Below are 16422 nucleotides of genomic sequence, written 5' to 3'. Positions count from 1 at the left end.
TCGCCTCAATCCCCCATCGCCACCCCTTCGCGCCGCGGATCCGCTCCGCCGAACCACACCGTCTGTCCCTGCACGTTCAACCGCTGAATCCCCTGCAGTCCCGAGTTCATCTCGACGAGCTTCACGTCATGCCCGCGGCCCTTCAGCCCCTCGACGAGCGCATCCGATACGCGTCCGCGCTCGAGCTGCGTCGGCCCGTTCATCGACCCGAAGTTCGGCAGCGCGATCGCCTGCTGCATCGTCATCCCCCAGTCGAGCACGCCGATCAGCGCCTTCGCGACGTGGTTGATGATCGCGGGGCCGCCGGCCGAACCGACGATCATCGTCACCTGCTTCGTCTTCTGGTCGAACACCAGCTCGGGCGACATCGCCGAGCGCGGCCGCTTGCCGGGCTGCACGCGGTTCGCGACCGGCCGGCCGTTCTCGCTCGATACAAACGAGAAATCGGTGAGCTGGTTGTTCAGCATGAAGCCGCGCACCATCAGCCGCGAACCGAACGCGTCCTCGATGCTCGTCGTCATCGACAGCGCCTGGCCGTAGCGATCGACGATCGCGATGTCGGACGTCGACGGCAATTCGGGGCTGCGGTCGTCGGCCATCGCGAGCGTCGCGCCCTGCGGCGTGCCTGCCTGCGCCACGCCCATGCTGGTGTCGCCGATCAGGCGCGCGCGCTGCGCGAGATAGGTCTGGTCGGTGAGGCTCGCCCAGCTGCCGCCCGGCAGCGGCACGAAATCGGGATCGGCGACGTAGCGCGCGCGGTCCGCATACGCGAGGCGCCCGGCCTCGCTGAACAGGTGCGCGGCGAACGGCGTCGGCTCGTAGCCGAGCTCGGTGCGTACCGGCTTCTGCACGCCGATCTGCTGCCAGTCGGGCATCGCCTGGAGGATGCCGAGCATCTGCGCGATCGCGAGGCCGCCCGACGACGGCGGCGGCATCCCGCAGACGACCGAGCGCCGGTAATCGGTACACAGCGGCGCACGTACCTTCGCCTTGTAGCGTGCGAGATCCTGCAGCGACAGCAGGCCCGGATTGGTCGGATGCTTGCGCACCTTCGCGACGATGTCGCGCGCGATCGCGCCGGTGTAGAACGCATTCGCGCCGCGGTCGGCGACCTGGCGCAGCACGGTCGCGAGCGCGGGGTTCTTCAGCACCGTGCCGGCCGCCTTCGGCGTGCCGTCCCTGTTGTAGAAGTACGCACGCGCGGCCGGATCGCTGCTCAGGTACTTGTCGTTCGCGATCAGCATCGCCAGGCGCGGGCTGATCGTGAAGCCGTGCTCGGCGAGCCGGATCGCGGGCTGGAACAGCCGGCGCCACGGCAGCTTGCCGTGCGCGCGGTGCGCGGCGTCGAGCATCCGAAGCACGCCCGGCGTGCCGACCGAACGCCCGCCGACGACACCTTCGTAGAACCCCATCGGCTGGCCGGTCGGCCCGTAGAACAGGCGATCGGTCGCGGCGGCCGGCGCGGTTTCGCGGCCGTCGTACGCTTGCGTTGCCTTGCCGTCGAAGTACAGCATGAACGCACCGCCGCCGAGCCCCGACGATTGCGGTTCGACGAGCGCGAGCACCATCTGCGTCGCGATCGCCGCGTCGATCGCGGTGCCGCCGGCCTTCAGCATGTCGTAGCCGGCCTGCGTCGCGAGCGGGTTCGCGGCCGCGATCATGAAGTGCTGCGAGGTCCAGCCCGGCTTGTCGGTCCAGCCGGACGACAGTTCGGGTGCGTGAACGCCGGGCAGCGGCACCGCGGCGCCCGACGCGGCGGCAACCGGGACGACGGCGCCCGACGGCGCGGACGGGGACGTGCAGCCGGCGTTGAACGTGACGAGCGCGACGAGCGCGAGCGCGGCGACGAGCGTCGGAGGACGCGAATGCGGACGAATCCGGTCGGACATTGAACCCTCGGCAGCTGTGAAATCGAAGGGGGCGCCGGCGCGGCACGCGCCGTGCGCACGCGGCGCGCTATTGTCGCCGCACGGCCTGCGGATTGTCATCAGACAAGAAACCCTGACGCAGCCCGCCGGGCCCGCCCCGGCCGGTCTTTCCGGCCTGTTCGAGGATGAACTCTATGAACGTCGACGTGGCGCGCGTGTGATGCCGGTTCGGCATGTACAGCATGTACATATGCGTGCCGAAGATGCTGAGGCGGTACGCATCGAGCGACGTGACGACGGTGCCGTGCCGGATGTCGTCCTGCATCACGTAGTCGGGCACGATGCCGACACCGATCCCGCCGAGGATCGCCTGACGCAGGAACAGGAAGTTCTCCGAAATCAGCGTGGGTTCGAGCAGCACCTCGTGGCGCTCGTCGCCGAGATACGCGGCGATTCTGAGCTGCCGCCCCATCACCGTCGCGGTGACGACCGGCGCGGCGGCCAGCGCGCCGAGGCTCGCCGGCATCCCGTGCGCGGCCGCGAACGCAGCCGACGCGCACGCGACGTAGCGCACCGCGCCCATGTCGCGCGCGACGAGGTTCTGCGGCGGCTCCGGCATCACGCGCACCGCGATGTCGATCTCGTCGCGCATCAGGTCTTCCACGCGATTCTCGAACACCACGTCGAGCACGATGCCCGGATGCAGCCGCTTGAACGCGAGCAGCCAGTCGGACATCACCATCTGCCCGTAGCCGCTCGGCACCGACAGCCGCACGCGGCCCTGCAGGTCCTGGCCGAGCGTCGTCACCGATTCCTGCGCGGCGAGCAGTTCGTTGCGGATGCGCCGGCCGTGCTCGTACAGCTTCAACCCGATCTCGGTCGGCTCGATGCGTCGCGTCGTGCGCCGCACGAGTTGCTGGCCGATCGAGCGCTCGAGCTGGTTCAGCCGGTAGCTGACGTTCGCGCGGCTCATCTTGAGCCGCTGCGCGGCCTTGCTCAGGTTGCCCGCGTCGAGGATCTCGACGAGCAGCGTCAACGCGTTCAGGTCCATCCCCGGTGTCTCCTGATCCGTCCCGCTTAACGGTCCGAAAGCATTCAATGTCAAGTCAGACTTGACAGCTTGTAAAGGCGCGCGGGAATTGTCAATGATTCTCGATCAATCGAGAATCGAGTCATGCCCGGCAACCACGCCGGATCGTTTTCCGCGCCGCGCGGGCCCCGATCGGGAACCGGCCCTGCCGGCCGGTCCCGCGGCCCGCGCGCGGCGCACCGCACTGGAGACACGATGAATTCCACCGCTTCCCCCGCCAGCCCTGCGGCCGGCACCGTCACGCGCGAACGGCGCGACAAGGTGCTCGTCGTCACGATCGACCATCCGCCCGTCAATGCGCTGTCCGCCGACGTGCGGTGCGGCCTCGCCGACGCGCTCGAGGCCGCGCAGGCCGACGACGCGATCCGCACGGTGCTGATCGTCGGCGCCGGCCGCAACTTCATCGCGGGTGCCGACATCCGCGAATTCGGCAAGCCGCCGGTGCCGCCGTCGCTGCCCGACGTGTGCGAGCGGATCGAGTCGAGCGCGAAGCCGGTGGTGGTCGCGCTGCACGGCGCGACGCTCGGCGGCGGCCTCGAGGTCGCGCTCGCCGCGCATTACCGGCTCGCGGTGCCCGGCGCGAAGCTCGGCCTGCCCGAAGTCACGCTCGGCCTGCTGCCCGGCGCCGGCGGCACGCAGCGCGCGTCGCGCCTGATCGGCGCGAAGGCCGCGCTCGACCTGATGCTGACGGGGCGCCACGCGAGCGCCGACGAAGCGCTCGCGCTCGGCCTCGTCGATCGCGTCGCGCACAGCGACGACACGCTCGCCGAAGGGCTCGCCTACGCGCAGGAACTCGTGTCGCTCGGTGCGCCGGTGCGCCGCACGCGCGATGCGCAGGGCCTCGCGGATCGCGCGGCCGCGCAGGCCGCGATCGACGCGGCGCGCGCCGAACTGCCGAAGAAGTCGCGTGGCCTCTTCTCGCCGGCGAAGATCGTCGATGCGGTCGAGGCCGCGCTCACGCAGCCGTTCGACGCCGGGATGAAGCTCGAACGCAGCCTGTTCCTGCAATGCCTCGACAGCCCGCAGCGCGCGGGCCTTGTGCATGCGTTCTTCGCGGAACGCGAAGCCGCGAAGGCGCCCGAGGCGCGCCGCGCGAGCGCGCGTCCGGTCGAGCGGATCGGCGTGGTCGGCGGCGGCACGATGGGCGCGGGCATCGCGGTCGCGGCGCTCGACGCCGGGCTGCCGGTGACGATGATCGAGCGCGACGAGGCATCGCTCGCGCGCGGCCGCGCGCATGTCGAGAAGGTGTACGACGGCCTCGTCGCGAAGGGCCGCATGACGCCGGCCGCGCATGCGGCGCGGCTCGCGCGCTTCAAGGGCAGCACGTCGTACGACGCGCTCGCGCAGGCCGACGTCGTGATCGAGGCCGTGTTCGAGGACATGGCCGTCAAGCAGGCGGTGTTCGCCGAGCTCGCGCGCGTGTGCAAGCCGGGCGCGGTGCTCGCGACCAACACGTCGTATCTCGACATCGACGAGCTGGCGGCCAGCACCGACCGGCCGGGCGACGTGATCGGCCTGCATTTCTTCTCGCCGGCCAACGTGATGAAGCTGCTCGAAATCGTCGTGCCGGCGCGCGTGAGTGCGGACGTCGTCGCGACCGCGTTCGCGCTCGCGAAGCAGTTGAAGAAGACGCCGGTGCGCGCGGGCGTGTGCGACGGCTTCATCGGCAACCGGATCCTCGCCGTCTACCGCACCGCGGCCGACTACCTGATGGAAGACGGCGCGTCGCCTTACCAGATCGATCGCGCGGTGCGCGGATTCGGCTTCCCGATGGGACCGTTCCAGGTCGTCGATCTCGCGGGCGGCGACATCGGCTGGGCGACCCGCAAGCGCCGCGCGGCGACGCGCGACCCGCGCGCGCGCTACGTCGGGATTTCCGACCGGCTGTGCGAGCGCGGCTGGTTCGGGCAGAAGACCGGGCGCGGCTATTACCTGTACCCGGACGGCGCACGCGTCGGCACACCGGACCCGGAAGTCGACGCAATCGTCGCCGACGAGCGCGCGAAGAAGGGCATCACGCCGCGCGAATTCAGCGACGACGAGATCCTGCGCCGCTACCTCGCCGCGATGATCAACGAAGGCGCGAACGTCGTGCACGAGAAGATCGCGCTGCGCCCGCTCGACGTCGACGCGGTGTTCCTGTACGGCTACGGCTTCCCGCGCTATCGCGGCGGCCCGATGCACTACGCGGACACCGTCGGCCTCGCGAACGTGCTCGCCGACATCCGCGCGTTCGCGAAAGAGGATCCGCTGTTCTGGACGCCTTCGCCGCTCATCGTCGAGCTGGTCGAGCGCGGCGCGGATTTCGCGAGCCTGAACCGCGTCGACTGAACGCCCAACGCATTCGCAACGGACTCACGATGGACCTCAATTTCACGCCCGAAGAGGAAGCGTTCCGCGCAGACGTGCAGCGCTTCCTGCAAGCCGAGCTGCCCGAGCGCACCGCGCGCAAGGTGAAGGGCGGCCTGCATCTGACGCGCGACGACATGCGCGAATGGCACGCGATCCTCAATGCGCGCGGCTGGCTCGCGAGCCACTGGCCGCGCGAATACGGTGGCCCCGGCTGGAGCGTCGCGCAGAAGTTCCTGTTCGACAACGAATGCGCGCTTGCGGGTGCGCCGCGCATCGTCCCGTTCGGCGTGAACATGCTCGGGCCCGTGCTGATCAAGTACGGCAACGACGCGCAGCAGCGTCACTGGCTGCCGCGCATTCTCGACGGCACCGACTGGTGGTGCCAGGGCTATTCGGAGCCGGGCGCCGGCTCCGATCTCGCATCGGTGAAGACGAGCGCGGTGCGCGACGGCAATCACTACGTCGTGAACGGCCAGAAGACGTGGACCACGCTCGGCCACTACGCGAACATGATCTTCTGCCTCGTGCGCACCGCAACCGACGTGCGCAAGCAGGAAGGCATCAGCTTCCTGCTGATCGACATGAACACGCCGGGCGTCGAGGTCCGCCCGATCATCACGCTCGACGGCGAGCACGAAGTGAACGAGGTGTTCTTCACCGACGTGCGTGTGCCCGTGGAGAACCTCGTCGGCGAAGAGAACCGCGGCTGGACCTACGCGAAATACCTGCTCACGTACGAGCGCACCAATATCGCGGGAATCGGCTTCTCGACGGCCGCGCTCGACCGGTTGCGCGCGGTGGCCGCGAAGGTCACGAAGAACGGCCGGCCGCTCGCGGACGATCCGTTCTTCGCGGCACGCGTCGCGCGGGTCGAGATCGAGCTCGAGAACATGCGCACGACCAACCTGCGCGTGCTGGCCGCGGTCGCGGGCGGTGGCGTGCCGGGCGCGGAAAGCTCGATGCTGAAGATCCGCGGCACGCAGATCCGCCAGGAGATCACCGCGCTGATGCGGCGCGCGATGGGGCCGTATGCGCAGCCGTTCGTCGAGGAAGCATTCGATGCCGATTACGACGGCGAACCGGTCGGCCCGGACGAAGCCACGAGCGCCGCGCAGCAGTATTTCAACAACCGCAAGCTGTCGATCTTTGGCGGTTCGAACGAGATCCAGAAGAACATCATCGCGAAGATGATGCTCGGGCTGTAACGAGGGACGCGACGATGGATTTCCAGCACACAGAAGACCGCCGGATGCTGACGGACACGTTGAACCGCTTCATCGCCGAACAGTATGCGTTCCCGGTGCGCGATCGCATCGCGCAGTCGGCCGAAGGTTTCGATCGCGCGATGTGGCAGCGCTTTGCCGAACTCGGCACCGTCGGCGCGCTGTTTTCGGAAGCCGACGGCGGCTTCGGCGGCGCGGGCTTCGACATCGCCGTGGTGTTCGAATGCCTCGGGCGCGGGCTCGTCGTCGAGCCGTTCCTCGGCGCGCTGCTCGCGGGCCGTGCGCTGTCGCTCGCCGGCGGCGCCGCGCATCGCGACCGGCTGGCCGCGCTGATCGACGGCAGCGCGAGTGCCGCATTCGCGCATGACGAGCCGGGCTCGCACTACGAACTGACGACCGTGCGCACGCGCGCCGAGCGCTCGGGCGACGGCTGGGTGCTGACCGGTGCGAAGGGCGTCGTCGACCAGGCTGCGCAGGCGGCGTTCTTCGTCGTCAGCGCGCGCGTGTCCGGTGAGGACGACGATGCGGCCGGCATCGGCCTGTTCGTCGTGCCGGCCGATGCTCCGGGCGTATCGCTGCGCGACTACAAGAAGATCGACGGCGGCCGCGCGGCCGAAGTGCGCTTCGAACGCGTCGCGCTGCCGGCCGATGCCGCGCTCGGCGAGCACGATGGCGAGGCAGGCGCGGCGCTGCTCGAACGCGTGCTCGGCTACGGGCTGCTCGCGCTGTCGGCGGAGGCGCTCGGCGCGATGGACGTCGCGAAGGAGGCGACGCTCGAGTATCTGCGCACGCGCAAACAGTTCGGGGTCCCGATCGGCAGCTTCCAGGCGCTGCAGCACCGGATGGCCGATCTGCTGCTGGAAGTCGAACAGGCGCGCTCGGCCGTGATCAACGCGGCCGCGCAGCTCGATGCGCCGCGCGCGGTGCGCGAACGCGCGCTCGCGGCGGCGAAGTACACGATCGGCCGGATCGGCACGCTGGTTGCCGAGGAGAGCATCCAGCTGCACGGCGGGATCGGGATGACGTGGGAGCTGCCGCTGTCGCACTACGCGAAGCGCCTCGTGATGATCGATCACCAGCTCGGCGACGAGGATCATCACCTCGCGCGCTATATCGCGCTGTCGAAACAGTAACAACGATCGACGCGAATGGAGGAGACAAGGATGACGAACGAACCGCGCGCGTTGCCGCTCGCCGGCGTGAAGGTGCTCGATTTCTCGCGCGTGCTCGCGGGCCCGTGGTGCGCGATGGTGCTCGCCGATTTCGGTGCGGAGGTGATCAAGGTCGAGCATCCGGCGCGCGGCGACGACACGCGCGACTGGGGGCTGCGGGTCGGCGACACCGAGACGACGTACTTCAACAGTGTGAACCGCAGCAAGCGCTCGATCTGCATCGACCTGCAGACCGAGGCAGGGCAGCGCATCGCGCGCGAGCTGGCCGCGCAGGCCGACGTGCTGATCCACAACTTCAAGTTCGGCGGCGCGGAAAAGCTCGGGCTCGGCTACGACGCGCTGGCCGAGCTGAATCCGCGGCTCGTGCATTGCGCGATCTCGGGCTACGACCGCTCGGGCCCGGAGGCCGCGCGGCCCGGCTACGATCTCGTCGTGCAGGGCGAGGCCGGGCTGATGGCGCTGAACGGCGAGGCCGACCAGCCGCCGCTGAAGTTCGGCGTCGCGGCGGTCGACCTGTTCACCGGCATGTATTCGGCGCAGGCGATTCTCGCCGCGCTGTACGAACGTCATGCGACGGGGCGCGGCCGGCGCATCGAGATGGCGCTGTTCGACTGCGGGCTGATGATCACCGCGTACTACGGGCTCGACGCGCTGCTCACGGGCGAGGATCCGCCGCGCTACGGCAATGCGCATCCGTCGATCGTCCCGTACGGCGTGTTCGACGCGGCCGACGGCCCGCTCGTGATCACGGTCGGCAACAACACGCAGTTCGCGCGATTCTGCGACGTGATCGAGCGGCCCGACCTTGCCGCGGACGCACGCTTCAAGACCAACCTCGGCCGCTCGCAGAACCGCGCCGACCTGCTCCCCGAAATCCGCCGCGCACTCGCGCGCCGGCCGCGCGCGACGCTGCTCGCGGCGCTCGCCGGCGCGGGCATTCCGTGCGGCGAAGTGCTCGGGCTGCATGACGCGCTGACGTCGGAGCGCGCGACGCGCGCGGGGCTCGTCACGCGGCAGCCGCACCCGGTCGCGGGCGGCGTCGACGTGCTTGCGCCGCCGTATCGGTTCGACGGCGCGCGCCTGCCGGTGCGGGGCGCGCCGCCGGTGCTCGGCGCGGATACGGATGCGGTGCTCGGCGGCTGGCTCGGGCTGTCGGCCGACGAGGTGGCGCGGCTGCGGGCGGATCGCGTCGTGTAAGTCGTTTTTTTGCCGCCGCGGCGCGGGCGGAGCAGTCGACGCGCCGGCCATCCATAAGACACGCCTCGCTACGACGAGGAGATCGCCCTGCGGGGACTGGAGCTGAGCGCTGAGGCGCCAGCTCCGGTCGACCGCGAAGCATGGGACCAGATGCGAAGCATGGGGCCGGAGTAAGTGCTGAAGCACTAACACCGGCCGACATAAGCGCTGAAGCGCCAACTCTGGTCGACCGCGAAGCATGGGACCAGAGTAAGCGCTGAAGCGCCAACTCTGGTCGACAGGAGACACCATGGAGCTTTCCGTCATCGAATCGGTCACGGCACGCCGTGACTATCAGCAGCTCGTGCGTGCGCGGCGCCGCTTCAGCTTCACGCTGACGGCGCTGATGATCGCCACGTACTACGGCTTCATCCTGCTCGTCGCGCTCGCGCCGCACGTGCTCGCCGCGCCGCTGTACCGCGGCGCGACGATAACGGTCGGGATCGCCGCGGGCGTTGCGATCATCGTGGTCGCAATCGGCCTGACCGCGTGCTACGTGCTGCGCGCGAACCGTGCGTTCGACCGCCGCGTCGACGCAATCCTGCAGCGTTCGTGACGGAGGCCGACATGCGACTGACCGCGATTGCGCCCGCCGCGCTTGCCATTCCCCTTGTTCTCTTTTCAGCCACCGCACACGCCGTATCCGTCGCGGGCCCGATGCCCGACAAGGTCGAACTGAACCCGGTCGCGATCGGGATGTTCTTCGCGTTCGTGTTCGCGACGCTCGCGCTCACGCGCTGGGCCGCGCGCCGCACGCGCTCGACGCGCGACTTCTACACGGCCGGCGGCGGCATCACCGGGCTGCAGAACGGGCTCGCGATCGCGGGCGACTACATGTCGGCCGCGTCGTTCCTCGGGCTGTCCGGCATGGTGTTCATGTTCGGCTTCGACGGGCTGATCTACTCGATCGGCTTCCTCGTCGGCTGGCCGTTCGTGATGTTCCTGATCGCCGAGCCGCTGCGCAACCTCGGCAAGTTCACGTTCGTCGACGTCGTCGCATATCGCTTCGCACAGCGGCCGATCCGGCTGCTCACGTCGGCGAATTCGCTGACCATCGTCGTGCTGTACCTGGTCGTGCAGATGGTCGGGGCCGGCAAGCTGATCCAGCTGCTGTTCGGGCTGTCGTACGGCACGGCCGAGCTGATCGTCGGCGTGCTGATGGTCGTCTACGTATTCTTCGGCGGGATGACCGCGACGACCTGGGTGCAGGTGATCAAGGCCGTGCTGCTGCTGTGCGGCGCGACGGTGCTCGTCGTGCTCGCGCTAGGCGAATTCGGCTTCAGCGTCGACGAGATGTTCCGCCGCGCGGTGGCCGTGCATCCGGGCGCGCTGTCGATCATGGGGCCCGGCAAGCTGATCCGCGATCCGGCCAACGCGCTGTCGCTCGGCATCGCGCTGATGTTCGGCACGGCCGGCTTCCCGCACATCCTGATGCGCTTCTTCACTGTGCCCAATGCGAAGGAGGCGCGCAAGTCGGTGCTCTACGCAACCGGCTTCATCGGCTACTTCTATTTGCTGACCTTCGTGATCGGCTTCTCGGCGATCGTGCTGCTCGCGCAGCATCCGGAGTTCTTCAAGCTGGGCGCGAACGGCACGTTCAACCTGACGCACGACCTGCTCGGCGGCTCGAACATGGTCGCGGTGAAGCTCGCGCAGGCGGTCGGCGGGAACGGGTTCTACGGCTTCATCGCGGCCGTCACGTTCGCGACGATCCTCGCGGTGGTCGCGGGTCTCACGCTCGCCGGCGCGACGACGATCTCGCACGACCTGTACGCGCAGATGTGGGCGCGCGGCAAGCCCGACGAACGCGTCGAGATGCGCATCTCGCGCGCGGCGACGATCGGCCTGTCGGCAATCGCGATCGCGCTGTCGATCCTGTTCGAGCACGTGAACGTCGCGTTCATGGTCGGGCTCGTCGCGGCGGTGGCCGCGAGCGCGAATTTCCCGGTGCTGGCGATGTCGATCTTCTGGCGCGGGATGACGACGCGCGGCGCGGTGCTCGGCGGCGGCCTCGGCCTCGCGTCGGCGGTCGCGCTCACGGTGCTGTCGAAATCGGTGTGGGTCGACGTGCTGCACCACGCGCACGCGCCGGTGTTCCTCGACAACCCGGCGCTCGTGTCGGTGCCGCTCGCGTTCGTCGGGATCGTCGTCGGCTCGCTGCTGGATCGGGGCGAGCGCGCGCGGCGCGAGCGCGACGCGTTCGCGCAGCAGGAGTTCTACGCACAGACGGGTGTGCTCGCCGGCCGCGCCGTGCAGCACTGATTTATCGGACGAAAGCACGAATCCGTCCGGATCGCCGGACGGATGTTTTCCGGAAATCCGGAATCCCGGATTTTCTTGCCTGCCGCATTATGAGAAATACAATAAAAACAATGCTTTGGTGGCTTCCGGAGACCTGGCATCGACCTTGCAATATGAAAAGCACGGCCAATCCCCCGGCCTGACTATTAAACCAAGGAGACAATCGATGACCACTGCCTTCCTCCCCCTCCGGACGTCCTGAGGCATCGCTTGTTGCGGCACGGCAGCCGCGCGGGCGAATGGCGCTTCCCCTGACACTCGTCCGCGCGCGTGACGCCGTTTCCACCGGCTCATCTACTTCAGCAGGAACCATCGTGAAGAAGAAACCCATCTACAAAGTGCTCTATGTGCAGGTGATCTTCGCCATCGTCGTCGGCGTGATCCTCGGCCACTACTACCCGTCGATCGCCACCGACATGAAGCCGCTCGGCGACGGCTTCATCAAGCTGATCAAGATGGTGATCGGCCCGATCATCTTCTGTACGGTCGTTACCGGCATCGCCGGCATGGAGGACATGAAGAAGGTCGGTCGCGTCGGCGGCAAGGCGCTCCTGTACTTCGAGATCGTGTCGACCTTCGCGCTGCTGCTCGGCCTCGCGGCCACGCACCTCCTGCGTCCGGGCGTCGGCTTCAACATCGATCCGGCGACGCTCGACGGCAAGGCCGTCGCATCGTACGCGGCGAAGGCGCACGGGCAGTCGACGGTCGACTTCCTGATGCACATCATCCCGAACACGATGGTCGATGCGTTCGCGCAGGGCGAAATCCTGCAGATCCTGCTGATCGCGCTGCTGTTCGGCAGCGTGCTTGCGCACCTCGGCGAGCGCGGCCGCGTCGTCACCGACTTCATCGACGGCCTGACGCGCGTGCTGTTCGGCATCGTGCACATCGTCACGAAGCTCGCGCCGATCGGTGCATTCGGCGCGATGGCGTTCACGATCGGCAAGTACGGCGTCGGTTCGCTGGTGCCGCTGCTCAAGCTGATCGGCACGTTCTATCTGACGTCGGTGGTGTTCGTGCTGGTCGTGCTCGGTACGATCGCGCGCTTCACGGGCTTCTCGATCATCCGCTTCGTGTCGTACATCAAGGAAGAGATGCTGATCGTGCTCGGTACGAGCTCGTCGGAAGCCGCGCTGCCGCAGCTGATGGAAAAGCTCGAGAAGGCCGGCTGCTCGCGTTCGGTCGTCGGCCTCGTCGTGCCGACCGGGTACTCGTTCAACCTCGACGGCACCAACATCTACATGACGATGGCCGTGCTGTTCATCGCGCAGGCGACCAACATCGAACTGACGTGGATGCAGCAGCTCACGCTGCTGGCGGTCGCGATGCTGACGTCGAAGGGCGCGAGCGGCGTCACGGGCGCGGGCTTCATCACGCTCGCCGCGACGCTCGCCGTCGTGCCGACGATCCCGCTGTCGGGCATGGTGCTGATCCTCGGCATCGACCGCTTCATGAGCGAATGCCGCGCGCTGACCAACATCGTCGGCAACGGTGTCGCGACCGTCGTCGTGTCGGCATGGGAGAAGGAACTCGACCGCAACAAGCTGCGCCAGGCGCTCAAGGGCGGTGGCGAGGTCACGACGACCGAGACGGCCGGCGTCTGACATCATGAAGGCGCAGGCGGCGGCACCGCCCGCAGGCGGCGCGCCGCGCGGCGGCCAGGGCGGCGATGCGGAGCCCTATGACACAATAGGCGATCCGCATCGCCAGGAAGCCTCGTCCGTGAAGCGCCGCCTGCTCATCCTCGTCATGCTTGCCGCCGCGCTCGCCGCGGCGTGCGCGCTGACGTGGACCATCACGTGGCGGCGCGGCGTCGCGGAGCTGCAGCGCAACGCCGCAGTGCGCGTCGACCGCACCACCAACGCGCTCAAGAGCACACTCGATCGCTACGAATCGCTGCCTTATCTGCTCGGCAGCCATCCGTACGTGCAGGATCTCCTCGCCGAGCCGAAGCGCGCCGATTTCACCGCGCGCGCGAACCGCTATCTCGAAGACCTCAACGAACACGCACACGCGACCGTCACTTACGTGATCGGCGCGGACGGCCTGTGCGTGGCCGCCAGCAACTGGCGCGCGCCGGACAGCTTCGTCGGGATCGAATATCGTTTCCGTCCTTATTTCATCGACGCGATGAACGGCCAGGTCGGCCGCTTCTTCGGCATCGGCACGATCTCGCGCGATCCTGGCTATTACATCTCGCAGCCGGTGTGGCGCGACGGGCGGATCGCGGGCGTCGTCGTCGTGAAGCTCAATCTCGAATGGTTCCAGGGCGCCGATGCGTCCGAGCCGCTCGTCGTCGCGGACGATCACGGCGTCGTGTTCCTGTCGTCCGTGCCCGCGTGGAAGTACCACACGCTGCATCCGCTGACAGGGCCGGTTGCCGCGTCGATCTACGAGACGCGCCAGTACGCGCAGCAGCCCGTGACGCCGCTGCCGCTGCGCGTCGAGCAGGTGCTCGGCCCCGATGCGGAGATCGTGCGGCTCGGCCCGGGCCTCGGTGCGCCGCGTTTCCTGGCCTCCAAGCGGCGCATCGGCGAGCCCGACTGGCTGCTCGTGACGCTCGCGCCGATCGCCCCGGTAGACGCCGATGCACGCAACGCGACGATCGTCACGGGCTTCGGCTTCGTGTCGGTCGCGTTGCTCGCGTTCTACTGGCGGATGCGTCGCGCGCGCGTGCGCGAGATGATCCGCGGCCGCGCGCTGTTGCAGCAGGCGTATGCGCAGCTGAACCGGCGCGTCGAGGAGCGCACGGCCGACCTGTCGGAAGCGAACGAGCAATTGCAGAAGGAAGTCGGCGACCGGATCCGGGCGGAACAGGAGCTGCGCGCCGCGCACGACGAACTGATCCAGGCGAGCAAGCTCGCCGCGCTCGGCCAGATGGCCGCCGGCATCACGCACGAACTGAACCAGCCGCTTGCGGCGCTGCGCAGCTTCTCGGACAACACGCGCGTGCTGCTCGATCGCGGCGAGCAGGCGGCCGCGCGCGAGAACCTCGAGGCGATCGCCGCGCTGACCGAGCGGATGGGCAAGATCACCAATCAGTTGAAACTGTTCGTCGGCCGCGCGAAGCCGCGCAACGAGCAGGCGCTCGTCGTGCGCGCGCTGCGCAGCGTGCTGTCGCTGCTCGGCGAGCGGCTGCGCGGCGTCGCGCTCACGCTGACGTTGCGGGATGCGACGGTGTCGCCCGCGCAGGATGCGCCGCTCGACCTGGCGCAAGACTATCCGCAGCTCGTCGCCCGCTGCGAGGACCTGCGCCTGGAGCAAGTGCTGATCAACCTGCTCGGCAACGCGCTCGACGCGGTGGCGGGCACGGGTGTTGCGGCCCCGGCGCCGGCGATCGAAGTGACGATCGTGGTGTCGGTCGCGACGCTGTCGATCGAGGTGCGCGACAACGGCTCCGGCATCGCGCCCGAGTTGCTGCCGCGCCTGTTCGAGCCGTTCTTCACGACGAAGGAAATGGGGCGCGGGCTCGGGCTCGGCCTCGCGATTTCGTCGTCGATCGCGAGCGACGCGGGCGGGGCGCTGACCGCGCGCAATGCGCCGTCCGGCGGCGCGCTGTTCGTCTTGACGCTGCGGCGCGCGCGCACGCATCATCCGGACTCCGTGTCCGAGCCCGCGGGCTCGCGCTAGGGCCGCAGCAGCAGGGCCCGCCGCAGACCCGGTCGCACGACCGGCATCAACGAGAGCCGCGCGCGCAACCTTGCCGCGCGGCCCGTCAGGAGCAAGTGACTACGATGGCCAACCGGCTGCAAGTGATCTATATCGAAGACGACGCGCTCGTTCGCCGGGCGAGCGTGCAAAGCCTCCAGCTCGCGGGGTTCGACGTCGTCGGGTTCGAATCGGCCGAAGCGGCCGACAAGGCGATCGTCTCCGAAAACGCCGGCGTGATCGTCAGCGACATCCGGTTGCCCGGCGCGAGCGGGCTCGACCTGCTCGCGCAGTGCCGCGAGCGCGTGCCCGACGTGCCGGTGATCCTCGTCACCGGCCACGGCGACATCTCGATGGCCGTGCAGGCGATGCGCGACGGCGCGTACGACTTCATCGAAAAACCGTTCGCGGCCGAACGCCTGATCGAGACGGTGCGCCGCGCGCTGGAGCGGCGCGAGCTCGTGCTCGAGAACCATGCGCTGCGGCGCGAACTGGCCGGGCAGAACATCGTCGCGCCGCGCATCATCGGCCGGAGTCCCGCGATCGAACAGGTGCGCAAGCTGATCGCGAACGTCGCGCCCACCGATGCGTCGGTGCTGATCAACGGCGACACGGGCGCCGGCAAGGAGCTGATCGCGCGCAGCCTGCACGAGCTGTCGCCGCGTCGCGACAAGCCGTTCATCGCGGTGAACTGCGGCGCGCTGCCCGAGCCGATGTTCGAGTCGGAGATGTTCGGCTACGAGCCCGGCGCATTCACGGGCGCGGCGAAGCGCCGCGTCGGCAAGCTCGAATACGCATCCGGCGGCACGCTGTTCCTCGACGAAATCGAAAGCATGCCGCTCGCGCTGCAGGTGAAGCTGCTGCGCGTGCTGCAGGACGGCGTGCTCGAGCGGCTCGGCTCGAACCAGCCGATCCGCGTGAACTGCCGCGTCGTCGCGGCCGCGAAAGGCGACATGAGCGAACTCGTCGCGGCCGGCACGTTCCGGCGCGACCTGCTGTACCGGCTCAACGTCGTGACGATCGCGCTGCCGCCGCTCGCCGAGCGCCGCGAGGACATCGTGCCGCTGTTCGAGCACTTCATGCTCGACGCGGCCGTGCGTTACGGGCGCCCCGCGCCGGTGCTGACCGACCGGCAGCGCGCGAGCCTGATGCAGCGCGACTGGCCCGGCAACGTGCGCGAACTGCGCAACGCGGCCGACCGCTTCGTGCTCGGCGTCGCCGACATGCCGCAGGAGGCCGGCGCGGGCAGCGACGACGCGGAGAGCGACCAGACGCTGAAGGAGCGCATCGAACAGTTCGAGCGCGCGGTGATTGCCGAGGCGTTGAACCAGACGGGCGGCGCGGTCGCCGCGACGGCCGACCGGCTGCATGTCGGCAAGGCGACGCTGTACGAGAAGATGAAGCGCTACGGGCTGTCCGCGAAAGGCGAAACCGAGCGCTGAAAAAGACACGGACCGCGGAACCGGGCTGGCCGGTCGTGCGGTCCGTTCGACGGAGCAGGGTGCGGTGCGCGGCCCTGCGAGCCGTGTCGG

Annotated in this window: 11 protein-coding genes; 9 read left to right on the top strand and 2 right to left on the bottom strand. The window is 68.8% G+C overall.

Annotated elements, in window-relative coordinates; all coding sequences use genetic code 11:
• Nucleotides 1-5 precede the first annotated feature (5 nt).
• Nucleotides 6-1889 (bottom strand): gamma-glutamyltransferase, encoded by a 1884-nt coding sequence (gene ggt / locus BME24068_RS26290; RefSeq protein WP_174927854.1) that lies wholly within the window; start codon nucleotides 1887-1889, stop codon nucleotides 6-8.
• A 67-nt stretch (nucleotides 1890-1956) separates the two neighbouring features.
• Nucleotides 1957-2919: a LysR family transcriptional regulator gene (locus tag BME24068_RS26285; RefSeq protein WP_174927853.1), complete on the bottom strand. Its 963-nt coding sequence runs from the start codon at nucleotides 2917-2919 to the stop codon at nucleotides 1957-1959.
• 234 nt (nucleotides 2920-3153) lie between these two features.
• Between BME24068_RS26285 and BME24068_RS26280 the strand changes: the two genes are divergently transcribed.
• The 9 genes from BME24068_RS26280 to BME24068_RS26240 all read left to right on the top strand — a co-directional run bounded on the left by BME24068_RS26280 (nucleotide 3154) and on the right by BME24068_RS26240 (nucleotide 16332).
• A complete protein-coding gene (locus BME24068_RS26280) occupies nucleotides 3154-5289 on the top strand; it encodes a 3-hydroxyacyl-CoA dehydrogenase NAD-binding domain-containing protein (RefSeq protein WP_174927852.1) in 2136 nt (711 codons plus the stop codon).
• A 29-nt stretch (nucleotides 5290-5318) separates the two neighbouring features.
• On the top strand, nucleotides 5319-6515 hold the full coding sequence (locus BME24068_RS26275; RefSeq protein WP_096507430.1) for an acyl-CoA dehydrogenase family protein: 1197 nt from the start codon (nucleotides 5319-5321) through the stop codon (nucleotides 6513-6515).
• Between the two features lie 14 nt (nucleotides 6516-6529).
• Complete coding sequence (locus BME24068_RS26270) at nucleotides 6530-7666, top strand: acyl-CoA dehydrogenase family protein (protein WP_096507429.1); 1137 nt, start codon at nucleotides 6530-6532, stop codon at nucleotides 7664-7666.
• Between the two features lie 30 nt (nucleotides 7667-7696).
• Nucleotides 7697-8902, top strand: a complete 1206-nt coding sequence (locus tag BME24068_RS26265; RefSeq protein WP_174927851.1) for a CaiB/BaiF CoA transferase family protein — start codon at nucleotides 7697-7699, stop codon at nucleotides 8900-8902.
• Nucleotides 8903-9191: 289 nt separating this feature from the next.
• The gene (locus BME24068_RS26260) at nucleotides 9192-9497 is read left to right on the top strand and encodes a DUF485 domain-containing protein (protein WP_096507427.1); all 306 of its coding nucleotides are present in this window, start codon (nucleotides 9192-9194) and stop codon (nucleotides 9495-9497) included.
• A gap of 11 nt (nucleotides 9498-9508) precedes the next feature.
• Nucleotides 9509-11203: a cation acetate symporter gene (locus BME24068_RS26255; RefSeq protein ID WP_174927850.1), complete on the top strand. Its 1695-nt coding sequence runs from the start codon at nucleotides 9509-9511 to the stop codon at nucleotides 11201-11203.
• 353 nt (nucleotides 11204-11556) lie between these two features.
• Complete coding sequence (locus BME24068_RS26250; protein WP_096507425.1) at nucleotides 11557-12846, top strand: dicarboxylate/amino acid:cation symporter; 1290 nt, start codon at nucleotides 11557-11559, stop codon at nucleotides 12844-12846.
• A gap of 4 nt (nucleotides 12847-12850) precedes the next feature.
• Nucleotides 12851-14872 carry a sensor histidine kinase gene (locus BME24068_RS26245; protein WP_174927849.1) on the top strand — a complete coding sequence of 674 codons (2022 nt, stop codon included), beginning with the start codon at nucleotides 12851-12853 and terminating at the stop codon, nucleotides 14870-14872.
• A gap of 104 nt (nucleotides 14873-14976) precedes the next feature.
• Nucleotides 14977-16332, top strand: coding sequence for a sigma-54-dependent transcriptional regulator (locus BME24068_RS26240; protein ID WP_174927870.1), 1356 nt, complete (start codon nucleotides 14977-14979; stop codon nucleotides 16330-16332).
• Nucleotides 16333-16422: the final 90 nt, after the last annotated feature.

The organism is Burkholderia anthina (assembly GCF_902498995.1).
In the GTDB taxonomy this organism is placed as follows: domain Bacteria; phylum Pseudomonadota; class Gammaproteobacteria; order Burkholderiales; family Burkholderiaceae; genus Burkholderia; species Burkholderia anthina.
The sequence above is the reverse complement of the archived record's forward strand: the minus strand, read 5'-3'. Positions and strand labels throughout refer to the sequence as shown.